Origin of the sequence: Streptomyces sp. NPDC004126 (assembly GCF_050275515.1) — a bacterium.
Taxonomy (GTDB): Bacteria; Actinomycetota; Actinomycetes; order Streptomycetales; family Streptomycetaceae; genus Streptomyces.
The window spans coordinates 14,770-37,770 of record NZ_JBNNPF010000023.1 but is presented as its reverse complement, the minus strand read 5'-3'; the positions used below and the strand labels follow the sequence as shown (position 1 = coordinate 37,770).

The 23,001-nt window shown below is 69.3% G+C and carries 18 protein-coding genes and 1 tRNA gene; 9 read left to right on the top strand and 10 right to left on the bottom strand.

What is annotated here, in order from left to right; genetic code table 11:
- Positions 1-212: 212 nt before the first annotated feature.
- The 3 genes from ACQKM2_RS22280 to ACQKM2_RS22270 all read right to left on the bottom strand — a co-directional run bounded on the left by ACQKM2_RS22280 (position 213) and on the right by ACQKM2_RS22270 (position 2,683).
- Positions 213-794 (bottom strand): hypothetical protein, encoded by a 582-nt coding sequence (locus ACQKM2_RS22280; protein ID WP_427712174.1) that lies wholly within the window; start codon positions 792-794, stop codon positions 213-215.
- Positions 795-1,520: 726 nt separating this feature from the next.
- Positions 1,521-2,045, bottom strand: a complete 525-nt coding sequence (locus ACQKM2_RS22275; RefSeq protein ID WP_427712171.1) for a Tn3 family transposase — start codon at positions 2,043-2,045, stop codon at positions 1,521-1,523.
- A 110-nt stretch (positions 2,046-2,155) separates the two neighbouring features.
- Positions 2,156-2,683, bottom strand: coding sequence for a hypothetical protein (locus tag ACQKM2_RS22270; RefSeq protein ID WP_427712170.1), 528 nt, complete (start codon positions 2,681-2,683; stop codon positions 2,156-2,158).
- An 843-nt stretch (positions 2,684-3,526) separates the two neighbouring features.
- Here ACQKM2_RS22270 and ACQKM2_RS22265 point away from each other — a divergent pair.
- Together ACQKM2_RS22265 and ACQKM2_RS22260 are read left to right on the top strand one after the other, a co-directional pair.
- The gene (locus ACQKM2_RS22265; RefSeq protein ID WP_427712168.1) at positions 3,527-3,973 is read left to right on the top strand and encodes a hypothetical protein; all 447 of its coding nucleotides are present in this window, start codon (positions 3,527-3,529) and stop codon (positions 3,971-3,973) included.
- 136 nt (positions 3,974-4,109) lie between these two features.
- The gene (locus tag ACQKM2_RS22260) at positions 4,110-4,838 is read left to right on the top strand and encodes an SMI1/KNR4 family protein (RefSeq protein ID WP_427712166.1); all 729 of its coding nucleotides are present in this window, start codon (positions 4,110-4,112) and stop codon (positions 4,836-4,838) included.
- Between the two features lie 45 nt (positions 4,839-4,883).
- On the opposite strand, the gene ACQKM2_RS22255 is transcribed toward ACQKM2_RS22260, so the two are convergent.
- Both ACQKM2_RS22255 and istA read right to left on the bottom strand, forming a co-directional pair.
- A complete protein-coding gene (locus ACQKM2_RS22255; protein ID WP_427712163.1) occupies positions 4,884-5,543 on the bottom strand; it encodes an ATP-binding protein in 660 nt (219 codons plus the stop codon).
- A 10-nt stretch (positions 5,544-5,553) separates the two neighbouring features.
- Positions 5,554-7,065: an IS21 family transposase gene (istA, locus tag ACQKM2_RS22250; protein WP_427712276.1), complete on the bottom strand. Its 1,512-nt coding sequence runs from the start codon at positions 7,063-7,065 to the stop codon at positions 5,554-5,556.
- A 209-nt stretch (positions 7,066-7,274) separates the two neighbouring features.
- On the opposite strand from istA, the gene ACQKM2_RS22245 reads away from it, so the two are divergent.
- Positions 7,275-7,727, top strand: a complete 453-nt coding sequence (locus tag ACQKM2_RS22245; RefSeq protein ID WP_427712161.1) for a hypothetical protein — start codon at positions 7,275-7,277, stop codon at positions 7,725-7,727.
- Between the two features lie 322 nt (positions 7,728-8,049).
- Here the strand turns inward: ACQKM2_RS22245 and ACQKM2_RS22240 are convergent.
- A tRNA-Cys gene (locus tag ACQKM2_RS22240) sits at positions 8,050-8,119 on the bottom strand.
- Between the two features lie 325 nt (positions 8,120-8,444).
- On the opposite strand from ACQKM2_RS22240, the gene ACQKM2_RS22235 reads away from it, so the two are divergent.
- Positions 8,445-8,660: a cold-shock protein gene (locus tag ACQKM2_RS22235; RefSeq protein ID WP_427712158.1), complete on the top strand. Its 216-nt coding sequence runs from the start codon at positions 8,445-8,447 to the stop codon at positions 8,658-8,660.
- Between the two features lie 344 nt (positions 8,661-9,004).
- Here the strand turns inward: ACQKM2_RS22235 and ACQKM2_RS22230 are convergent, their stop codons facing one another.
- Positions 9,005-9,208, bottom strand: coding sequence for a cold-shock protein (locus ACQKM2_RS22230; RefSeq protein WP_427712155.1), 204 nt, complete (start codon positions 9,206-9,208; stop codon positions 9,005-9,007).
- A 240-nt stretch (positions 9,209-9,448) separates the two neighbouring features.
- On the opposite strand from ACQKM2_RS22230, the gene ACQKM2_RS22225 reads away from it, so the two are divergent.
- Both ACQKM2_RS22225 and ACQKM2_RS22220 read left to right on the top strand, forming a co-directional pair.
- Positions 9,449-11,959 carry a Helicase associated domain protein gene (locus ACQKM2_RS22225; protein WP_427712153.1) on the top strand — a complete coding sequence of 837 codons (2,511 nt, stop codon included), beginning with the start codon at positions 9,449-9,451 and terminating at the stop codon, positions 11,957-11,959.
- Positions 11,960-12,101: 142 nt separating this feature from the next.
- Complete coding sequence (locus tag ACQKM2_RS22220) at positions 12,102-12,479, top strand: transposase (RefSeq protein WP_427712152.1); 378 nt, start codon at positions 12,102-12,104, stop codon at positions 12,477-12,479.
- A gap of 14 nt (positions 12,480-12,493) precedes the next feature.
- On the opposite strand, the gene ACQKM2_RS22215 is transcribed toward ACQKM2_RS22220, so the two are convergent.
- The 3 genes from ACQKM2_RS22215 to ACQKM2_RS22205 all read right to left on the bottom strand — a co-directional run bounded on the left by ACQKM2_RS22215 (position 12,494) and on the right by ACQKM2_RS22205 (position 15,566).
- Positions 12,494-12,997 (bottom strand): SMI1/KNR4 family protein, encoded by a 504-nt coding sequence (locus ACQKM2_RS22215; RefSeq protein WP_427712149.1) that lies wholly within the window; start codon positions 12,995-12,997, stop codon positions 12,494-12,496.
- Between the two features lie 128 nt (positions 12,998-13,125).
- Positions 13,126-14,916 carry a trypsin-like serine protease gene (locus tag ACQKM2_RS22210; protein WP_427712147.1) on the bottom strand — a complete coding sequence of 597 codons (1,791 nt, stop codon included), beginning with the start codon at positions 14,914-14,916 and terminating at the stop codon, positions 13,126-13,128.
- A 140-nt stretch (positions 14,917-15,056) separates the two neighbouring features.
- Complete coding sequence (locus ACQKM2_RS22205; protein WP_427712144.1) at positions 15,057-15,566, bottom strand: hypothetical protein; 510 nt, start codon at positions 15,564-15,566, stop codon at positions 15,057-15,059.
- A 599-nt stretch (positions 15,567-16,165) separates the two neighbouring features.
- Here ACQKM2_RS22205 and ACQKM2_RS22200 point away from each other — a divergent pair.
- The 3 genes from ACQKM2_RS22200 (at position 16,166) to ACQKM2_RS22190 (ending at position 22,972) form a co-directional block, all read left to right on the top strand.
- Positions 16,166-19,528, top strand: a complete 3,363-nt coding sequence (locus tag ACQKM2_RS22200) for a hypothetical protein (protein ID WP_427712141.1) — start codon at positions 16,166-16,168, stop codon at positions 19,526-19,528.
- Positions 19,529-19,633: 105 nt separating this feature from the next.
- Positions 19,634-21,844, top strand: a complete 2,211-nt coding sequence (locus tag ACQKM2_RS22195; protein ID WP_427712139.1) for an exo-alpha-sialidase — start codon at positions 19,634-19,636, stop codon at positions 21,842-21,844.
- 228 nt (positions 21,845-22,072) lie between these two features.
- Positions 22,073-22,972, top strand: coding sequence for a poly-gamma-glutamate hydrolase family protein (locus ACQKM2_RS22190; RefSeq protein WP_427712137.1), 900 nt, complete (start codon positions 22,073-22,075; stop codon positions 22,970-22,972).
- Positions 22,973-23,001 lie beyond the last annotated feature (29 nt).

Below are 23,001 nucleotides of genomic sequence, written 5' to 3'. Positions count from 1 at the left end.
GGTTGGTACCGGGGCCCTCTCAGCGTTCAAGACCGAGCGGAGGGAGGCCCCGGGCGCCTGCCGTTCTCGTGAACATCGACCCCGGCCGAATCGGGCCGCCTCCCGTGATGCTGAACAAGTGCTGTTGGAAGTCGGGTTCTGGCTCGCTTTCCGTGAAGCGCGCACCCTGCGTGATCTCCGCTGGGAGAACCGTGGACCGAAGATGGGCAGCCTCACGTGCAGACGATGGGGCAGCCCCGTCGGATCGAGTGCTGGGCAGCGCGCAGGAACAGTGCGACGTAGAAGGCTGTGTCCAGGTCATTGGTCCACCCTCCTGTTCGAGTAGTGGCCAGTTCCTTTGCTTGGTTCCCGAACCACATGCTCAGGTCGAGGTTGTCGCATGTCGCCGGGGTTTCGGGTGGCAGATTGACGGCTGCCGCGAGTTTCTCGGCGAGCGGTAGCACCTGAGGCGCGCCGGCCACCATGGACTCGTGGTCGGCGGACTCGATGGGCAGCCAGATCTCCTCATCGAGGGAGAAGGGCACCAGAACGGTCCAGCCGCAGAGGATCTCCGATTCCTCTCGTGACAGGTGCGTCTGGCACAAGGTGAGGAACCCGGTCATGGAGGGGGTCAGCTTCTCCTCGAAGGCTTGCCCTGAGCCAGGTGCGAAGTCCGTCTCTGGGGGGACGTCCTCGTAGGGCGGCAGGCCCCGCCGCCTGAGTTCAGCATCGAGGTCCGAAGCAACTTCGCCCCATCCGTCTTCCTCGTCACCGAACCATTCCTCCGCGCCGACGCTCACCAGATAGACACCCATGTCGGGAAGCTATCGCGCGCATCTGACATCGATCAGTGAGCCAACAGGACTCGCTTGCGGAGCAGTGCGAAGCCGGTCCGACCGAACATCTGGCGCTTGAACATCTTGATCCGGTTGACGTGTCCCTCCACTGAGGATCCATCGCGTCACCACGCGGGGTGCCGGCGGTTGCGCGATGACCGGCCGCGACGAGGTGCGCTTCTCTCGCAGGGGCCTTCCCCTCGCGATTGGGGACCAGCACGCGAAGGCACTGGCGGTGGCGAGCGACAGCCCGCCCCGGAGCCTGATCGGAGCACCAGCAGTCACTCAGCGTGCGCGCTTCACGGAAAGAGAGCCAGAACCCAATCTCGTGAACAGAGCCAGGGGGGTGGCCGGTTGGTGCGGGAGGGTGTGGCTGTGGTGCGGTTCAGGTGTTCCGGTGGATTTCTTAGGGCGCGTCTTCGCCCAGCGCGAGTTCTGTGCCGCGGTCGAAGTGCACCAGGTACGGGAACGGGGTGATGTACTGCCGGACCGCTACCACGGTCCCTTCCGCCCCGGCCGGGACGTGGTACGGGCGCAGGCCGTCCTGTCCTTCCTCCTCCCGTGGTCGACGGCCGGCCGGACGGGCCGGGGGCTGCGCCGGTTCACCGGACTGCGCGTCCGCGCAGCCCTCGCGGGGCGGGCGGCCCGTACGGGCCCGCGCGGTCTAACCGTCCTTCGCCAGCACCGGGCAGCCGGGAACCGTCGTCACCGTCCAGCGGCCTGCCGCCCCCGGACGGCGAAGGTGGCGTTGACCAGCTTCACCAGCGCGGCGCGCATGTTGGTCTGGTTGACGAACAGGTGCCGTACCCGGCGGAGTGCCGCCTCGGACTCGCCGTGCTTGCCGGTCACCGCGACGCGCTTGATGCCCATGTTGGTGCCCAGGCCGAACAGCACCAGCAGTAGCCGGCGGCGCAGCACGTCCTTGGACAGGTTCTCGCGTGTGGCGACCGAGGTGAACTCGGCGTACTTCAAGCTGTCCAGCGGGTCGGTGGTGCCCCAGCGCCGTTCGATCTCCGCCTTGATCGCCACCAGGGACTCCGGCTCGTCCTGCTTGCCCCGCGGGGACACGCGAATCCACGGCTCGCCGTGCTTCTTCATGATCGCCACCCCGCCCGTGTTGCACTCGGCCAGGGCACGGTCGAAGCGGTCCAGCGACGCCCGCAGCCTGCTCTGGAGCACGGTGATGAACTCACCGGCGTCCTGCGGCTGGCCCAGGGCGGCGTAGTACACGTCGCGGTTCTCCTCGAAGACGGCTATGGGGTGGCGTGCAGATTCGCTTCGCGGTCCGAGGTCCGAACCGGCCCCTGCCCGCCGACGTGCTGTGGGACGGGCCCCGGGAACTACAGGTCGTGCACTGCGGCTCGGGCGGTAGAAACGAAGGCCAGCACGGACTGCCAAAAGGGGTCGTAGCACTGGTCGAAGGTCGCGAGGGCGCCCGCGTCGCCCGCGATCGACGCTGTGAGCGCCTGATACGGCGGCCTGGTGGAGAGCCGGAGGCTCTCCGCAGCCTCGGCGACGTCGTCGGGGCCCTCCAGGCTGATGATCCAGATGAAGTGGCGGAGTTTGCTGTACTCCTCTCTAAGGCTGACCTGGACTTCCTTGAGCGCGGGCACCTGCTCGGTACGCGTGCCGCCCGAGGCGAAGATGTCGGAGACCTTCCAGTACAGCTCGGCCATCTTGTGCGCCTGCTCGATGAGATTCACGTAAGCGGACCGTCGCGCTTGGCTCACTCGGACAGTGCGCTGGGTCCGATCGACCGCTTCGGCCTGGATTTGCGCGGCACGGGCGGTTCCCCGGCTGGTGACCCAACTGGCAAGTACGGCCGTACCGGCGGTCAAAGACGAGATCCAGAGGGCAGAGTCGGCCATGACGCAGAGTTTGCCCAGGCCCAGGCACCCATGGCCATCACGTCACCCGGGAACCGACTCCGGCCGTCCTGGTTTCGGTCATGCCGCATCGCAGCCATGCAGCATCGCCCCCATATCGGACGGATCCACTTCAGCAGGAGGCCAGAACCTTGCCGGGCCCTGCACACGGCTCCGGACGCCAGTGTTCGAACAGCTCCATAACCCCACGCACCTGGACAGCCGGCCTCCACCCAGCCTGGCTGAATCGGGCTTGTTCACGGAGCTGGTGCACGACGACGGCGTGCCCGGCACGCTGCTGGAGGTCGACCGTCTCACCGAGTCCGTCCACTACCTGGTGTTCAAGCTGCACCCTTTCATCGTCGCCCGCTCCAAGCAGACCAACTCCGGCAGCCCGGTCCTCACCTTCACCGGCGCCCTGGGCGCCCCTGATGCTGGCAGCCGCTCGACTCCATGGACTGGGACGCGATTCAGTTCCGCGAGCAGCAGGGACGTGCCTAACGTGCCTTCACGGCCACCAAGTCCATCAGGGCAGGTCAACGGCCTTGGTAGCCGCCGAACACTGGATAACTTGCGCCGCGGGGGAGGGGCGGTGTCCCGTGGTCGACGGTCGGCCGTCTGGGCGTGGGCGGTCCCGGCTGGGGTGCGGGTAGCCCGTGGATATGGCGTGCCCGGGCCAGGAACGGGACCGCCTACGCGACGCCATGCGCCACCAGCTGGGACAACAACTCGATTCGCTCACCACCCCCGACCTGGCCAACCGCGTCGACGAACTCACCCACCACATCCACCAGCTCGCCGACCAGCTCCAGCAGGCCACCGACGGAGCACGTTGGTTTCGGCGTGATGCTTGCGCGGCTGCTGGACCGCAGAAAGCTCACTGTGCAGGAGCTGGCCGGCCGGGCCGGGTTGACCAACGTCGAGGAGGTACGGGCAGTGCTCGCGGGGGAGACCCCAGGCGAGGGACTGCTCCGGTGCTTTGCGACTGCGCTTGGTTTCCATGCCGTCGATCTGTTCATCCTCGCGGGACTGGAGGTCCCGGACGACATGGCGCCGCTGGACACCGCGGCCTCGCGGTGGGTGCCGTACGTCGTGATGGATGCGGTGCACCTTCCAGCGGCGGGCCGACGTGAACTCCTGAAGCTGATCCGTGGACTGCCGCAGGAGGAGCGGTATTCCCGATTCGTCCCGAAGCGACTCGCACCGCTCGCCGGCGGTCCGGGCAGTTGGGCCATCCGTATGCTCCAGTACCGGAATCTGGACTGGATGGGCATGGTGGCTTCGTCGATGTGAAGCAGGAACGGTTGATGCCGGGTTCGGGCAACAGATGCTGATCAATCGGGTCGAGAATGTTGGTGAGTTCCGAGAATGCATGGCTGGTGTGTCGGGGCATGGAGGGGCTGTTGAGTGGGACGGATATCGTCTTGGCATGACACAAGAGTTCGATATTGCTGCCTCCCTCGTTGAGGGCGTTGGGGGACGCAGTGGCGCATGGACCTTCGTCCGGGGCTTCGCTGCGCATTGGGCCAGCCCACTGGAGAGCGCTGACGGGTGGACAGAGGTCGATCTGACCGCGGCCGAGGAGAGGCTCGGGGTTCGGCTGCCGACCGCGTTGCGCGAGGCGTATCTGCTGTTTGGGCGCCGCCGGGATCTGACCAGCAACCACGACGTGCTGCTCGGCCCGACGGAGCTCTACGTGGATGACGCCAAGGTGGCCCTGGTCTTCCGGCATGAGAATCAGGGCGCTGTCTCCTGGGGCATCCTCCTGGACAGCCTGCAGGATGACGACCCTGCAGTGTTCTTCCGGACGAACATGGCTGATGGGAGCGCCGAGCGATGGGAGGGCTGGATGGAGAGCCTTTCCCTGTCCTTCGTTGAGATCGTTCTCTCCGAATCCCTGCAGGCTGATGGAGATCTCTGCGACTTCCTTGACGCGGATGACCACGACGTCGAGTCGCTGGAGGAGAGCTTCGTCCGGCTGCCGTTCCCGGTGTATCCCATCGGCGAGGAGGAACACGGGAGCCGGTGGTTCCTGGGCCAGGACGCCCTGCTGCGTGCCGACGCTGGCGCAGTCATTTTTGCCCGCGGTCGGACAACAGAAGGCCTCAAGCGCGTTCGGGATCTGATTCCTGGAGACTGGCTCAACGACTATCGCTGACCATGTTCAAGTACTCCTATCTCGGCCAAGGTGCCGAGGTTGGAGTCAGCCCAGGGGCTGCTGCGTGGCCCGGGCGCGGGTGGTGGCGAGGCGGTAGGAGTCGGTGCCGGTTTCGATGATGTTGCCGCCGAAGGTGAGGCGGTCGACGATGGCCGCGCAGAGGCGGGGGTCGGTGAACGTCTTCGTCCAGCCGGAGAAGGACTCGTTCGAGGCGATCGCCACACTGTTCTTTTCCTCCCGCTCGGTCAAAACCTGGAAGAGGAGTTCGGCGCCGCGGCGGTCCAGTTCCATGTAGCCGAGCTCGTCGATGCAAAGGAGATCGACGCGGCCGTAGCGGGCGATGGTCTTGGTCAGCTGCTTCTCGTCGGCAGCTTCGACGAGCTCGTTGACCAGCTTCGTCGCCAGGACGTACTTGACTCGGTAGCCGGCCATCGCGGCCTCGGTGCCGAGCGCGATCAGCAGGTGGGACTTGCCGGTGCCGGAATCTCCGATCAGGCAGAGGGGCATGCCCTTCTTGATCCATTCGCATTTGGCGAGAAGGAGTTCGGAGAGGAAGCCGAGGTAGGACATCTGCTCGCGTTCGGCCTTCTCGGCGAGCTCGGGGAACTGGGACCGGATCGTGGGCAGCCGCAGCATCCTGCATGCCTGGTCGACGGCGGTGGTGGCGGCCTGCTTGGTGAGTCCTCGCTGGCGGGGAAGGGACACGCCGTTCTCCTCAAGGGGTGGGGCGGTCAGGTCGGCGGAGCCGCAGGAGCTGGTCGTAGTGCGCGACGGAAGGCAGCGGGCGCTTGTCGGGCGGTAGACGGGCCCGAACAGCAGCAGGCAGCGGAGCAATACCGGCCTGGCTGCAAGAGACGGCCAGTTGCGGAGGCTCCTCCGGCTCGGCGTCAGCTGCCTTGCGGGCCTCCAGGGCGACGGCGTCCGCGGTCAACGCGCCAGATTTCAGGGCCGCGGCAAGGCCGGTGATCAGGTGTTCGTGGGGCAGGTGGCGGCTGAGGAGGAGGACTTCGGTCAGGGCCCGGGTGCCCTCGCGTTCGCCGTGGGCCTTCACCGCGGCCTGCCACCAGGCATCGTGGATGGGGGTGAAGCGGCCGGCGGCGCGGGCCTGGTCGAGGGCGGTGGCGCCGGGCAGGGCACCCGGTTTGCGGATCAGGGCCTCCAGGTAGTGGTCGAGCTCGAGTCGGGTAGCGCCACGAGCGATGAGCCGTTCGCGCCGGGCGACTTCCTCGCGGCCGTCGTAGACCACCAGCTCGGAGGCGTGCAGCATGACGCGGACGGTTCGGCCGATCAGGCGGACCGGCACCGAGTAGCGGTTCATCCGGACACAGATCTGGCTGTAGCGATCGACCCTCGGGGTGGAGAGCCGGCCCGTCTCGAACGGCTCCTCCGGCAGGGGCACCAGCAGTGGCTGCTCGGCCATGAAGTACTTGCCGATGGTGCGGGGACGGGCGCGGATGCGGCGGGCGTCGTCCTCCTGGTCCCACCGATCGATCATCGCGTTGAGCTCGGCGAGCGTGTCGACTTCGGGGACGGGGACCAAGTGGTTTCGGCGGAACCAGCCGATCTGGCCCTCGACTCCGCCCTTCTCGTGGGCGCCGCGGATGCCTGGCTGGCAGTAAAAGGCCTCCAGGCCCATAGTGCCCAGCACCTGGGCGACGGCGGCTCTAAGGTTGTCGTAACGGACCTTCCCGGTCGGCACCCCACCCAGCACGTTGAGAGCGTGGACGTGGCCCTCGCAGAATGCCTCCTGCCCCGCCGAGGCGAAGATCCGGTGGACGGCCTTGCCCGAGTACGACAACCGGAACGCGAACAAGTAGCAGGTCACCAGCTCGCCGGCCAGCTTCACCGTCACGTCACCGAAGTCGACTTCGGCCTCGGCACCGGGCTTGTGGGTCTGCGGGACGAACGCGTCCACGACCCCCTTCCCGGCCCCCAGCCGGATCTCCTCCCGGCGGGCGGCGACGTAGCCGCGGACCATCTGGTACGAGATGTCGATGGCCTGATGTTCGTCCAGCAACCGGTCGTAGATCCGCTTGACGGTGTGCCGCTGCTTCCTCGGTGCGGTCAGATCCGCGGTGAGGATGGCGTCAATCACTGGCTTGTAGACGTCCAGCCGCGTCTCACGCGGCACCATCGTCTTCCTCGGTTCTGGCAACGCCGAGATCAGAGCCCTCTGTACGGTCTCGTAGCCGACGCCGTACTTCCGCATGAGCGCCCGCAGCGACATGTCAGCCTTGGCATCACGGCGGATGGCCGCGTACAGATCGATCTTGGACTTCGGCAGCACTCAGGCCCCCTCGTCGTGCACAGCACGACCATGGTCCCGAAGCAAGCACCGAGGTGTTCTCGAAACTCGACGACATCACTCTCCCGTGGAACGCAGCGTTCCCGCCGCCGAGCAACAGACGTTCCTGGAACTCGTCTACAAAGCCAGGCATGGCGAAGACGCTGGCGGTGGTGACGCCCACGTACCTGTCGGCGGCCACTTACGGTGTGATCGGCGCTGGTCGCAAGGAACTGACGCCCCGCTTGGTGACGGACTTCGCCGCTCTACTGGGGATCGATGCCTACGAACTGGCCGCACTGACGGGCATTGTTCTGAGCGAGGTGCCACGTCTTCCCAGCTCGGAGGTAGTGGACGCTGCGGCGCTGCTGTGGGAGGTGCGCCGACTGTCTGCCACCCAGGCACGACACATCTCCGATGTTGGCGCGCACCATGCCATCTTTTCCTGTCTAAAGCCGGACACTATTTTGAATCACTGCTTTGTGGGCTGGTTCTTTCGAAGGGGCGGGGTATGGGCTACGGAGCCGAGCAGCGGGAGATCGAGCAGGCGCTGCGCCAGAAGGCCATCGGAGGGGCATCCACGCTGGAGATGCTCACCTGGCTGAGAGGCGACCTGGAGACCCGCATCAGCGATCCGGTCGACCGTGACGGCGCGATCTCCTTCTGCATGATCGCGACGTTCACGACGGTCTTCGACCTCGGCCTCACTCCCGGACGGTTCATCGCCTCCTGGGACCGGTTCGGAGGCCACCGGGACGACGAGGAACTGGTGCGGAGGCTGGGCCCGCTGATCCTGGCACCGGACGTGGAACCCCAACCCTGCGAATGCGACGCCAACTGCGGCGGGTACTGGGTCCGAGGGCAAGCTCGCCCAACATGCCACAAGGCTTTGACCCCGCGAAACGGGGTCATTTTGAGAGCACGCGGTGGGGCGGGCCGGATTCGAACCGGCGTCATCCCCCTTGCAGGGGGGAGCGTCAACCTCTGCACCTGCCCCCACCGAGGCTTGTACAGCCTATGCCAGCCCTGAAGCGGCTTTTGAGTGGTGACGGGGCCGGTGCTGGCAAGCGTCTGCATGGCCCTTTACACCGGTCGCCGGTTGGGCGACGGGCCGTGTTGCTGACCGACTGTTATCTGTGGCCTGGACGGCGACCATGGGTGTGGGACTGGCCTGTTCCGCTGTTGGTCGGGCGTGCTTGCTGGTCTTTCGGCTTGGAGGGGAGGGCAGGGTATCGGTCTGGTACCCGTTTGGATGGTTTCCGTCGTATCGCGCAGTGGCAGGATCCGGCTGGTTCCTACCTGGACGATGAAAGGGCGTAGGCATGCCGAATGGCACGGTGAATGGCACGGTGACGATGTTCAATGATGCGAAGGGGTGGGGGACGATCAAGTCCGATGATGGTGAGGAGGTCCCTGTCCATCACACCGAGATCATCGCCGAGGGCTTTCGGACGTTGGCGGTGAACGCGAGGGTGGTCTTCGGTATCAAGGACGGCCCCAATGGGCGCCAAGCCGAGAAAGTCATGGTGGTGGGCTGACCCCCGCACCCAGCCGCTTCCCCTGTTGCCGGCCGGTCCGCGGAGCGGGTACCTGAGCGCTGCGCGCTCAGGAGAGCCCCGCCTCGCTGCGCTCGGCGGGGCTCGGCTTCGCCGAGCCAGGGCCGGCCCTTCGGGCCGGTGTCCTGCGCTTCGCTTCGGACGGGTTCGGGGCCTCGCTTCGCTCGCTCCCGAACGGCCCGCTGCGCGGGCCTAGGTGACCCCGTTTCACGGGGTCTGGGCCTTCGGCCTGTTGGGGTGTCCGCTTCGCTCCCACCCCGTCCTTCCGGCTCCGCCTCCAGGACAGGCCCGCTTACGCGGGCCCGGCCGGCAGCAGAGGGCGCGGCTCAGATCACTCGGACCTGCTGGGCTTGGGGGCCGTTCTGGCCTTGGCCGATCTCGAACTCGACCCGCTGGCCCTCGTCGAGGGCCTTGTAGCCGGTGCCCTGGATCTCCGAGTGGTGCACGAAGACGTCCGGACCGCCCTCGTCCTGCTCGATGAACCCGAATCCCTTGTCCGTGTTGAACCACTTCACGCTGCCCCGCGCCATCGCCTCATGTCCTTCACGCTCGTGTCCGCGGCCCGATTCGCCACGGTACGAGCCGATCCTGACGTGCTAGCCCCATCGCAGAAAACCCTACGGGGAGATATTGACTCGACTGGGTGAACTGGTCCCTACGGGTCCCCAGGGCGGTACAGTCATCAGTGTGCATCAGACTGGGATGCAGTGTGTAGTATCCCGAGGATCTGGCCACTCCCGCCCGGCGGTCTTTTTCAACCGGAGTGACGAATGCAGCAGACCGATGGAATCACGCTCCGGCCTCATCAGGAAGAGGCCGTCGAAGCCATCGTGCGCGGGCTCGATATCCCGCCGGGAAAGCGTATCCCGAAGAACGGACTGCGGGCCACGGTGGTGGCGGCGTGCGGAACCGGGAAGACGTTCATCGCCGCCGCGGCCGCCCTCCGCCTGGCGCGGGGCGGGCGGGTGCTGGTCCTGCTGCCGACCCTGGACCTGCTCACCCAGACCGCCCGAGAGTGGCGCACCGCCGGCCACAGCGGGCCCGCGGTCGCAGTCTGCTCACTCCAAGACAACGTCCAGCTCTACGAGCTGGAGGTGCGCGCGACGACGTCGGCGCCGCAGCTCGCCCTGTGGCACGGGCGCGGGCCGATCACCGTCTACGCCACGTACGCCTCACTGCCCGTCATCGCCGAGGCCCACCACGGGGAGTACGGGCTGCCCATGGAGGCCTTCGACCTGGTCGTCGTCGACGAGGCGCACCGCACCTCGGGGTCGGCAGGGAAGGCCTGGGCGGACATCCACCGCCAGGACCTCATCCCCGCCCACCGCCGGCTCTACATGACCGCCACCCCGAGGATCTGGGCGGAGCGGCCGCGGACGGCGGCCGAGAAGCGGGCGGCCGCGGCAGCACACCGGCGCCAGGAAAAGACTCGGCGGCGAGAGGCGGAGGCCAAGGGGAAGCCGTATGTGCCGCGCCACGAGGCTTTGCCGGCGGAGCTGGCGTGTTCGATGGACGACCCGAGCGTGTTCGGGCCCGTCGTCTACGAGCTGCCACTGGCCGACGCCATCGCGCGCGGGCTGCTGGCCCGCTATCAGGTAGTTGTGGCTGAACTGGTGGACCCTGTCGTGACCCCCGACCGGCTCTACGGCACGGAGCGGTTGGACGAGGAGCTGCGGGGCGAGCGGCTGGCGGCCGTGCAGACCGTCCTGCTGGAGACCATGGCGGCCCATGACCTGAAGACGACGATCACCTTCCACCACCGCACCATCGAGGCCCAGGCCTTCGCCGAAGGCCTGCCCCGGGTCGCAGCCCGGCTGCACGCCGTCGACCCGGGCCGGCATCCGGCGAAGGTGTGGACGGGGTGGCTGCGCGGCCAGCACGACGCCGAGCACCGCGCCAACGTCCTCACCGACTTCGGCCGCCGGGCCGGCCGCGCTGTCCTCGCCAACTGCCGGGTTCTGGGCGAAGGCGTCGACATCCGAAGCGTGGACTCGGTAGCCCTGATCGACCCCAAGGGGTCCGCCGTCGACATCGTCCAGGCCATCGGCCGCGCCCTCCGGCAGAAGCCGGGGGAAGGGAAAATGGCCACCCTGATCGTGCCGGTTTTCCTGGATGAAGATGAGGACCCGGAGGACATTCTTTCCTCGAAGTCGTATGGCCCTTTGATTCGGGTATTGCAGGGGCTTCGGGCGCACGATGAACGCGCCGTGGAAATGCTCGCAATTCCCCAGGAAGCGCAGAAGCGCATCGTAGCGCCGTCGCGGCTGATCGGCGAGGCACCCGACGAGGGTGACGAAGAGGCCCGGCTGCTGCTGCGGTTCGCCGCCCCACGGGACCCCGCGCTGATCGCCAAGTGGATCAGCTACCAGGTCCTCGACACCGAACGCCAGGACTGGCGCCGCGGCATCGAGGCCGCGTTCCGGTACCGGGAACGGGAGCAGCATCTGGAGGTGCCCTACGACCACACCGAGGGTGCGCACCCGCTGGGGCGGTGGCTGTCCGACCAGCGCAGGGTGTTCCGGGCCGGGCAGATGACGGGCGAGCGGGCCGCCGAGCTGGAGGAGCTGGGGATCGTGTGGGACACCGCCGATGCCGGCTTCGCGGAGAACCTCGCGGCCGCGCGGGCGCACTTCGCCGAGCACGGGACGCTGGCCGCACCGCGGCACGCTACCGCGCTGGACAAGCCGGTCGGGCAGTGGCTGACCAACGTCCGCCGGCCCGGCGGACTCGGCAAGGACCCCGACCGGGCCGCACGGCGGGCCGCCGCCCTCGCCGCCATCGACGAGGACTGGAACCCCGGCGCGCTCGGGTGGACGGTCGACTGGCAACGCCAGTACGCGGGCCTGCGCGCCCTCCTGGCGAGCGGTGCACGCCTTACCGCCGTGGTGCCGGGGGTGACGTGGCACGGCGAAGACATCGGCCGCTGGACAGCCACACAACGCCGCGACTTCCGCCAGCTCAACGAGGAGCAGCAGCGCCGCCTGGCCGAGCTCGGGGTGAAGCCCGCGCGGGCTGTGCGGGCCCGTACGGCGGCCGCGGAGCCAGGCACGGCCACCACGTCCGGACGGGCCGCGGAAGCCTTCCACAAGGGCGTACAAGCCCTCACCCAGTACATCGAACGGGAAGGCCGGCTCCCCGGCCGCTCCGTTGTCCAGCAGACCGAGGACGGCGAGCACCGCACTGGCGTATGGCTCGCGAACCAGCGCCAGCGCCGCGACCGACTCGACCCCGCGCAACTCGAAGCCCTCGCCGACCTCGGCGTCCAGTGGGCCGGCTCGTGAGCTCCCGCCCCGCCCCAGCCGCAAATCTGCACCGAGGTGTCCAGCAAAATCGTCATGACCTGTCACCACTGAATACGCGGCAACCTGTCACCACCCCAACCATCACGAGCCAGTCACCAGTACAAACAACGTACGGCGCTCAGTGACAACACCCCGCTCCCCCAGTGACAACAAACCGCAGATTCGCAGACGGATCGGACGTCCCAGAGTCACGCCGGATGTCGTCCTGGCGGACAAGGCCTACTCGTCCCGGGCGATCCGCCGCCACCTTCGGCGGCGCGGAATCCGGGCCGTCATTCCACAGCCCGCGGACCAGGCCGCCAACCGCAAACGCCTCGGCCGGTTCGGCGGCCGCCCGCCGGCCTTCGACCGCGAGGCCTACAAGCAGCGGAACACCGTCGAAGGCTGCATCAACAAGTTCAAGCAGTGGCGCGGCCTGGCCACTCGCTACGACAAGACCGCCACCATCTACCTCGCCGGACTCCACCTCGCCGCCATCTTCATCTGGTCAGCAAGGTGATCCGAGTTTGCGGCCTACCCGTTCCGCCAGTTGACGAAGGACACCTCGTCCTGGAGGACGATGCTGATCTTCCCCTCTCGAAACACCGCGTCACTCAGAAGCCGATGGAGGAAGGCCGCCATCCCCAGAGGGACCAACCGCATAGCGTCGTTGCCCCTTGAGAAGATCAGGACCGGCCATCGATCCGGGTCGTCGTCCGCTGTCACCCAGGAGTAGATGTCCGCGCCCGAGGGCACGCCCCACGCCACGATGGACTCGGGGTCCACGTCAAAGTCGGTCTCGTCCTGCAGGCCCGGGTCAGCCTGGTAAGGCCACCCCTCGACATGCGGTGCCGGCAGCAGAATGCTGATCGTCTCGCTGATGTCCCCCGCCCCGTACACCTCCATGAAGCGGACGTAGTCCGAAGGGAACCGGGTCCCCCAGACTGCCTCGACGTCACCCCAGTCGACGTGTTCGTCGACCCCGTCAGTCACCGGCATGAGCTCGGCAAGTGCCTCCACCGCGTCCGTCCCGCGCATGTTCCACCCTTCATCCGGCCGCCCATACAGCGCAGGGCGTCTTCTGCGAGGGGCAATCTACGAGGACCGGCTCTACAGCGAGCTCCTGGGGCGCCATCCTGAGCCCTGCCAGATCCGAAGGAAACGGCCTAGGGGCGCTTCCACTTCATGTTCGCGCCGGTGCCGCACTGCCAGAGGCCGACCACGGAACCGTTCGCGGTCGCCTGGCTGAAGACGTTCACGCACTGGTCGGGCTTGAGGGCGCTCTTGAGGGTGGTTCCGTCGTAGGTCCACTTCTGCTCGGCACGGCCGTCGCAGGGCAGGGTCTTGAGCCGGGAGCTCTGGGGGGCGCCGGGCTCGGCGGTCAGGCACTTGTCCGTTCCCGCGCGCAGTTCCTTGGCGGGGTTGAGGTCCCACTGCTGGGCGGCTCCGCCCCAGCAGTCCCAGACCGCGACGTCGCTGCCGCCGTTGGCGTCGAGGCAGCGTCCGGACTGCTCTCCCTTGAGGGTGCTGGACGCCCAGCGCTCGCCGCCGCCGGACCAGCGGCCGACGAGGCTGCCGTTGCCCTCCAGGGTGGCGTAGGAGCCCGGGCCGCCAGCGAACGCGGTCCACAGGGCGGTGCCGTCGCTCTTGGCCAGGACCAGTGAGCCGTCCGCCTTCATGTGCAGCTGCGCCCCCTTGTTCCAGGTGGTCCTGCCCCAGACTTCACGACTGGTGGTGTTCTCGCGGATGCTGATGTTGCCCTCGATGTCCAGGAGCATGACCTGTCGGCCGTTGGTCAGCCAGGCACCCGGGGTCAGTTTGGTGTTCGAGGCCAGCTTCTCGCCGCGGGGATAGGTGTCGGAGTGCCACAGGTGGCCGCCGATTCCGAGCCCGCCGTCCTTGGCGTAGACGACGAGGTTGGCGTCCGCCTGGAGTTCCAGGCGCGCGCCGTCCTTGCCGTAGGTTCCCGAGGACCACAGGGCTCCGCCGGGGTCGTTGCCGGCGGTGCCCTTCTTGTAGATGACGAGGTTGCCGTCCGTCTGCATCCTGGCGAACGCACCCGCGTTGCCGTGGGTGCCGCTCGCCCACAGGGCGGCGCCCTTGCCCTCACCGCCGGTGCGGTGGTACAGAACCAGGTTGCCGTCCGCCTGCATGACCAGCTTGGCGTTCTCAGAGACGAAGGTCTCGCCGGACGGGATGGTCTGACCGCTCGGGACCACGACGGGGCGCGCCCGGGTGGAGGAGACCCAGGCGGCCAGGCCGTCCGAGCGAGCCGCGATCGCCCCGGTGCGCGTCTCCGTCGAGCCCAGGCAGCCGCCCTGCCAGGATCTTACGGCGACGCCGACGACCTCTCCGCCGGAGTTGTGGAGGGGGCCTCCGGTGTCACCCTTGCAGATCGCCCTTTCCTCGGTACCGGTGATCGTGAGGGTGGTGGGCGTGGACGCGTCGAGGGAGAACGCGCCGGCGTGGACGGTGTCCGTGACCCAGTCGGTCTTGGTGCGTCCGAAGCCGGCCGCCGTCAGGGTGCTCGAGGCGGTGGGCGGGGAAGCGGCCAGCGGAGCGGGGCTGATGTGGGTGACCGGGGTGTGCAGACGGACCAGGGCCAGGTCGCGGTCCGGGCGGGGGACGACCTCGACGACCTTCGTCGACGTACCGTCGCCGAAGGTGGCGGTGGTGGGCAGAGCGGGTGCTCCGGCCGGGACGGTGCCGCCGGGCGTGTTGGCGAAGCAGCTGGTCGCGGTCAGGACCCAGCGGGGGTCGACCAGGGTGCCGCTGCAGGCCCTGCTGTCGTCCTCGGTGCCCAGGTCGAGTTTGACGGTGTGACGGTACGCGCCGGAGTCGGCCGGGGGGCCGTTCACGGCGAGGGCCGGCGTGAGGGGGAGCAGGCCAGCCGAGAGGGCCGCGGTCGCGGCCAGGAGTCCGCCGACGCGGACGGCACGAGTTCGGGTTTCGGGCATCTTCTTCTTTCGGGAAGGTCGTCGTACCGGTTCGCCGAAGGCCCCATGTCCCAGGTGCGGTCGCGGACCGGTGGTTCGGTGCGGTTCCGCCGGTGGTGCGTGGCGGAGAGCGCTCGCGGGGCGCTGGCCCTCGGGATCGCTCAGCTGGACGTCCGGATCTCCATGAGCATGAAGCTGCGGCCCTGTTCGTCGGCGCTCTCGCCGACCGGGGTCCAGGTGTTCCGCTCGGCCTCGTAGGTCGTCTCCTCCGTGCCGGCCCGCATGTCGAGCTGGGTGGTGAAGTCGTGGCCCTTGACCGCGTAGACGGCGGGGATCTCCAGTGCCAGGTAGCCCCTGTCGCCCGTCACCCGGAAGCAGATCCGCTCGTTCTTGCGACCCCAGACTTCGAGGAGGTCGGATGCCGCGGAGCAGTCGGCCAAGAGGATGCGGCCGTTCCCTCTCTTGAGAGTGATCTTCTGTTCCGTGAGGATCCTGTCCGCGTTCGGGTAGGCGAAGTCCTCGATGGCGTAGCCGGGACCTTCGTCGGCCACCGTCTGCAGGCCGGCGGCTTGTCCCGCCGCGTCGGTGGCCCCGCCGAGGAGCGGCCATGCAAGTGCCGCCGAGGCCAGGGCCGCAGTCAGCGCGCGCAGCAATGTCTTACGTGCCTTCATCACTGTCCTTCGTAGTCGCCCGGTGGACGCCGAGCGCATGTCAATGCGGAAGTGGAGAGGGACCGGAAAATCGGTCGAGATGCGGTTCGTTCGATGAAGTCGAATTGACGCAAGAAAAAGCCCACGGAAGATCGGGGCCGGTTTCGCGCCCGAATGTGTTCCGCGACTTGATGGGTGTACGGCAAGGGATGGCGGCGTGTTGATGATCCCTGCGGCCCATGTATAAGAGCATTGATCTCGGCGTTCGTCCAGTCGCAAGAACATCCCAAAACGGGTCACACGGGCCGGACGCTGCGTGGCATGCGTCACATCAGCTGGGGTGTGGGGGCCGGACATCCGGCCATGCAACGAATTCCAGCTACTGGAATGTCTTATTCCCGGTGTTGGCGGGTCCGGGAGCGTGTTGTGTAATAGCCCGACCTCCCACGGACAGCCGGTGCGTTTTCTCCTCCACCCTTCCGTGGGCATCTCGCATCTTCACTGCCGCCCGAATTCATCGCCGCACACGGCTCGGGCGTGCCCCCATTACTCGCCCAGGGCCATGGCGCCGTCCGCGCGCGCCGTGTCCCGGGCACCCATCCATCTCGCAGAGGATCGTCTTGGACACCAATGAGTGGAGCAGGCGACGCGTGCTCAGCGCCATCGCCGCCACCGCGGCCGTCGCCGCCGCGTCGAGCCTGGTACTGAACCCCACGGCCGGCTGGGCTGCCGCACCGCCTCCCGAGGGGGACGACGGCGACCCCTTCCGCCTGCCCGAGACCCAGCGCGCCAAGGTGGTCGAGGCGTACCTGTCCGGCGGCCCCGCCGTCAGGGCCGCCGCGGCGGTCGCCCTGACCGGTTCGAACGCCGACGTCGAGCAGTTCCTCGGGGGCGTACTCGCTCGGGAGCGCGCGGAGGACAACAGAGTCGCGGTTCTCACCACGATGGCGGGCGGCGGCCAAGGCACCCGGCGTGAGGCCGGCGCCGCCCTGGACGCCGGCGACGACGCCATCGCCGCCTTCCTGGCCGACGGGTTCAGGCCCGCCCTGCAGGAGGACCTGCGCGTCGCCACCGCCACCTTGATGGCCGTCGGCGGCAAGGGGGTCAACGAGGCGGGCGGCACGGCTCTGGACGCGGGCACGCAGGACGCGCTGGAGCACTTCCTGCGCACAGCGCAGTACGCCGCCCGCCAGGACGACATGCGGGTGGAGACGGCCCGGCTCATGGTCAAGGCCGGCCCGGAGGTCAAGAAGTACGCGGATCGCGCCATGTCGGGGACGGCCGAGGACGTGGAGTGGTTCCTGGAGACCGGACAGCACATCGCGCGGGCCCGGGACCAGGAACGGGGCAGGATCGAGGAGCTCGTCGCCGTCGTCGAGCGCGAGGGCAAACGGGCCGAAGCGCAGACCAAGCACGCCGAGGAATCCGCCGCGCGCGCCGTGGCGGCGGCGGCCAAGGCGAAGCAGGCGGCGGAGAAGGCCGCCTCCGAGGCCCAGGCCGCCCAGCAGGACGTCGCCAAGGCGGGACGAGCGGCTCGGGCGGCCGGCGAGGCCGCCAGGGGAGCCGCCGATTCGGCCCGTGTGGCGGTCAACGCCTCGCACGCCGCCGTTCAGGCCTCACGGCGCGCCGCCTACGCCGCTGCAGCCGCCGGGCAGGCGGCCGCCGTCGCAGGCTCCGCAGCGGCCAGGGCCTACGGCGCGGCGATCGCGGCCTCCAAGGACGCCGCGCAGTCCGGCATCGCCAAGGACGCCGCCGTCGCCGCCCGCAACGCGGCCGCCCGCGCGCGAATCGCGGGCGAGGCCGCCGGCCGCGCCGCTGACGCCGCTGCCGCGTCGGCGAGCGCGGGTGTCGCCGCCGCGTCCGCGGCCCGCAACGCCTCCGCCGCCGCCCAGGCCTCCGCCGCCGCCTCCTCGGCGGCGAACGCGGCCACGGGGCAGGCCGCCGCCGCCCGCCGCGAGGCCCGGATCGCCTCCGCCAACGCGCAGATCGCCATCGACGCCGCCGGAGCGGCGCAGGCCCTGGCCAACAAGTCGGCGGCCGCCGCCAGAGCGGCGCGGGACGCGGCCCACAAGGCGGCCGGTCACGCGGACAAGGCCGCGGAGGCCGCCGAGTGGTCCGTCAAGTACGCCGGTCAGGCGGTCGACCATGCCAACAAGGCGACCCAGTTCGCCAACGAGGCCACCGCGGCCGCCGACACGGCCCACCAGGCCGTCACCGAAGCGATCTCCGTGGAGAAGAGCGCACGGGAGGCGGAATGGCAACGCCTGGACTCCGACACCCGGTTGGGCGTCGAGGAAGCCCGGCTGCTCGCGGAGATCGACGTGGCGGACCGCGCCCAGTACGCCGAGCGGCAGACCCAGGCACTGCAGACCGAACAGGCCACCAAGGACCTGATCGCCCAGGCCGAAGCGGCGCTCGCCGCCGGTGATCTTCCCCTGGCCGCGCAGCTCGGCCGGCGGACCGCTCACGCCCTGCTGACCGCCACCGGCACCTGGACCCGGAGTGCCGCACGGTTCGCACTGGCCGGCGCGGACGAGGACGTGCACGCCTGGCTCGACGCCGACCGCGCGCTGGCGCAGCGGCTGGACGACCGCGAGACCGTCCTCTACATCGCCCAGACCACCTCGCCCGACGTCGCCGAGGCTGCCCGACTCGCCCTGGAGAGCACGGACGACAGCGCTCCGGCCGCCTTCCTGACCACCGGAGCCGCCCGGGCCGCGCTCGACGACCAGCGCGTCGCGATCGCCGCCATCCTGCAGCACGCTCCCGGTCGCGCCGTCACGGAAGCGGCCAACAAGGCCTTGGACGCCGGCACGCTCGAAGCCGTCCAGACCTTCCTCACCAAGGAGTACGAGCCCGCGCTGCGCGACGACGACGCGGTGGCCACCGCGGCCCTGCTCGCGGGCAGCGGTCCGTACACCAAGGCCGCCGCGCAGGTGGCCATGGAGGGGCCCACGTGGATGCGCCGCAGGTTCCTCGCGTCCGTGCGGTACAAGACCGCGCGCCTCGACCACGACTCCGCCACCCACAGCGCCGCCATGCAGGGGGCCATCGCCGCGGCCGCGAAGACCGCGCACAAGGCGCGGGAGGACGCCGCCCGGGCCCAGGAGGCGGCGGCCAAGGCCCGTTCTGCCGCAGCCGAGGCCACGGTGTGGGCCGGCAAGGCGGTGGAGTCCGCGAAGCAGGCGGCCGCCTCCGCGCAGCAGGCCGACGCCTACGCCGACAGCGCCGAGAAGTCCGCCCGTGACGCCCAGGCCGCGGCCTCCAGGGCACATGAAGCCGCCGCCACCGCGCGCACGGCGGCCCGTGAGGCGAACTACTCCGCCAACCGCGCGGTCGACGCCGCCCGCAACGCGGTCGCCTCCGCCAACAGCGCGCAGTCCTCGGCCGCCTCGGCGCGGGCTTCCGCGTTGCAGGCCCAGCAGAACCAGCACACCGCGGCAGTCGCGGCGACCTCGGCCCGCGCGATCGCGTACGACAAGCGGCGGGCCGAGATCGCGGCCAAGGCGAAGGTCGCCGCTGAGCACGCGCAGCTGGCCAAGGCCGCCGGCACGCTCCCCTCGGACACGCCCGAGAACGACACGGTCAAGAAAGACCTGTCCTGGTGGAAGGCGGGTGCGCAGTGGGCGGCCAACGCCACGGACACCCTCGGGACCGGGGCGGGCATGCTCTCGGTCGGCTCCGGGACCGCAGCTCTGGTGGTGGTGCGTTTCAGCCCCCCTGCGGGTGCGGCTCTCGCTGGCTTTTCCGTGTCGATGAGCCGGGTCTCGTTCGGCCTATCCGGTCTCAACATGGCGTTCAACGCTGCTGGTTATGGCTTCTCCAGCAGTCAGTTCAAGGAGTCCGCAGGGAAGTTCGGGCTGGGCGTCGTCACCGGCGGCCTCTCCCACGCCATCGGCCGGGCCGGTGGCAGCTATGTGACCAGCAAGATCAGCCAGCTCGGTACCGAGGCGACCTCCGTCCTCGTCGATCTCTTCGGCTGATCGGGGATCGGGGAGGAAGGAAGGATGACCGGCTTCATGGCGAGGGTCATGAGTAGAAGTACTTCAGGAGCAAGGCGACACCACGGGGTCTCCCGGTGGACGGCCGTGGCCTCGGCACTCGCGGTGCTGTGCGCGGCGTTCTCGGTCCTGGCCCTGCCCGCGAGCACCGCGGGCGCCACTTCGATCACCGGCGGGCACGCTCAGGTGTTCAACGGGAAGGACAACGACGAGTACGCCTGTTTCCGCAGCCCGGCGGTGGTGAAGGCCAAGGACGGCGCGCTGCTGGCGTTCGCGGAGGGGCGCATCGGAGACTGCGGTGACAGCCGCCCGACGGACATCGTGCTGAAGCGCCAGGAGCCCGGCAGCAGCGTATGGGGGCCGCTGAAGGTCGTGGCCAGGCACGCGCCCGGGAGCGGCCGCCCCCACAACCCGGTGCCAATCGCCGACACCACGAACGGCAACCCGGACCGGGTCGTCCTGCTGTACTCGTGGAATTTCGACGGCGTCTTCCGCACCGTCAGTGACGACGGCGGGAAAACGTGGGGTGAGGCACGGGACATCAGCGCCTCGGTGTGGCCGGCGGACGCCGCGAAGTGGGGCGCGTACCCCGGCGGCCAGATGAGTGTCGGTCCGGCGCACGGGATCCAGCTCGCCCAGGGCGCGCGTGCCGGCCGCATGATGGCCGGCATCTGGCTCCGCAAGGCCCCCGGCACCCCGCGACAGTCGGACATGACCGTCGGCCTCGTCTACAGCGACGACAACGGCATGACCTGGCAGCTCGGGGCGCATTCCCTCGACGCCGAGCCCGCGATCGGCGCCCAGGAGGCGAGTCTTCTCGAACGCGGTGACGGAAGCGTCCTCGTCGTGGCACGCAACGAGGAGGGCGATCCGGCCACCAGGAACCGGGCGGTCTACGCGACCTCCGCGGACGGGGGTGTGAGTTTCGAGAACGGTCTGCAGCTGCTCCCGGACCTCGGCCTGCCCAGCGGCGGCGTCCAGGCGTCCGTTCTCGCCGTGCCCTTGGAGGGGCGCGAGGGCATCACCCGTACCCTGCTGGCCGCGCCCGCACCTGGAGCAGGAAGCCCGGCCGCACGCAAGAACCTGACTATCCGCTCCTCCTTCGACGGAGGGCGTACCTGGCAGGGCCCCGACCGGGGAGCGGTGGTCCGGGAGGGCTTCTCCGCCTACTCCGACATGGTGGCCCTGGGCGAGGGCAGGTACGGCATCCTGTACGAGGGCGGGGAGGCGGGCCCGTACGAGTTCATCCGCTTCGCGACCTTCACCGAGGCCGACCTGGACGGCGACCTGCCGACGGATGCCGGCAGCCTGAACGTCAACCAGCACGGTGGGGCCCTGGCCACGAGCAACCCCAGTCAGCTGCACTTCTTCTCGCCCACGACGGACGGCACGCTCGGCAACTGGTTCCGCAACGCTGACGGATCGCTCACCGAGGGCGCCTGGGGCAACGGCAGCGAAGGCGCGGCCGTGTCCTTCGCCTCCGGCACCGAGCAGCACGTGCTGGTGCGCGGCGGCGGCGGAAGTCTGCTCCACCGCTTCTGGGCCCCGGGAGGGAGCGTCACGCAGGAGACCTGGACCGACGCGGGCACGGCCGTGGCCGGAACGCCGGCGGCGATCGTCATACCGGGCCAGCAGCACGCCTTCGCCCGGTCCACGAAGGGTGAGCTGCTGCACATCTGGAAGGACGCCGGCACCGCGTCGCTGCAGCGGGCGAACTGGGCCCCGGCAGGCACCCTGGCCGGGGACCCCGTAGCCCTTGTCTACGGCGAGCAGCAGCACGTCTGGGCCGCCGGAAGCGACGGCAGGCTCCACCACTGGTGGTGGACCAGGAACCACGGAGTTCGCCACGAGGTCTGGAGCGGATCCGTCAAGGGCGCGCCGACTGCCTTCGTGTTCCAGGGCCAGCAGCACGTGTACGCCAGTGACAAGGACGGCCGGCTGGCGCACTGGTGGTGGGACTACCGCACCCAGGCGGTCAAGCGGCAGGTGATGGACGCGCAGCGCCTGGTGACCGGGCGGCCTTCCGCCTTCGTCCACGGCGACCAGCAGCACGTCTTCGCCCGGACCAAGGACAACAAGCTCGCCCAGTGGTGGTGGGACCAGAGCACCCGCACCGCCGACTCCAGGGTGTGGGAAGGAGCGCTGCACAGCGACCCGGTCGCGTACACCGCGGGCGGCGCCCAGCACGTCTTCGGGGCGGACCCCGACGGCAGGCTCACCCACTGGTCGTGGAGCAGCACCACCGGCCTCCAGAAGGAATTCTGGGACAGCCGGCGGATCCCCACCACACCGAACTGATCACCCGCGGGGCAAGGCCCACACCCGGGCCCTTGCCCCGCGGCAACCCCGGCCGGTACCTGACCCACCATCCGTGAACAGCTGAGGCCGGAGCCGGGTCGACGCGGCTCGCCGGTGTAGCTGTACCCGGCGAAGAGGCAGCCGCGCGGGTGCGGCCGGTGGCGACGGCAGGAATGGGCGGGCCCGCGCGCGGGGCGCATCATCCTCCACCCGATCAAGGAGCTCCTCATGTCACCATCGCGGACGAGCCGTCGCACCCTGCTGACCGGCCTGCTGGCCGCCGCCGCGGGCGGCCCGCTGGCGGGCGCCCTCACGGCCGCTCCCGCGTACGCGGCCGACACCTACCCGACGAACACCATGCTCTACGCCGATCCGGCCAACGTGGAAGGCGTCGACTTCGCCCGGCGGTTCAAGCGCCACGAGATGCTCGACACCCAGCGGGCCACCACCCCCGGTCCCCGGCTGAGCACCATCCTGGCACTCCACGGCGGGGGCATCGAACCGGGCACCTCCGAGCTGTGCCTCGGCGTCGCCGGCTACCTGCCCGCTTCCGTCGAGCCCCGCACGGCCGGTGCCCCTCTCCACGACTACTGGATGTTCGAGGGACTGCGGCCCGCCGGCGCCCAGCCGGGCAACGGCGACCTCCACGTCACGTCCACCCACAACGACGACCCGGTGGCCCGCTCCCTGGCCGCCGGCAGCGCCAACGTCCTCAGCATCCACGGCTGCACCGCCGCGCAGGCCGGTCTCACGGCCGGCGCCAAGGGTGCGGTGGTCGGGGGCCGCAACAGCCGTCTGCGCGTGCTCCTGACCGACGAGCTGCGCCGGGCCGGATTCCTCATCGCCCCCGGAGGCCCCGAACATCTCAACGGCGACCTGCCCGAGAACATCTGCAACCGCACCCTGACCGGCGAGGGCGGCGCCCAGCTGGAGCTGACGTACGACCTGCGCAAGAGCCTGTTCGACGACTTCGGCGGCGCCCCCAACGCCACCAGCCCCACCAAGCGGGCCCAGACCGCCAACGCGGAGTTCTGGAGGCTGGCAGACGCCTGCCGGGCCGCGCTCGCGCAGATGGAATCCGAGCAGCTCGCCCGCGGCAGCATCTTCGATTACCTCATCGCGGGTTGACCAACAGCGGTGGGCCCCCGCCTGAAGGC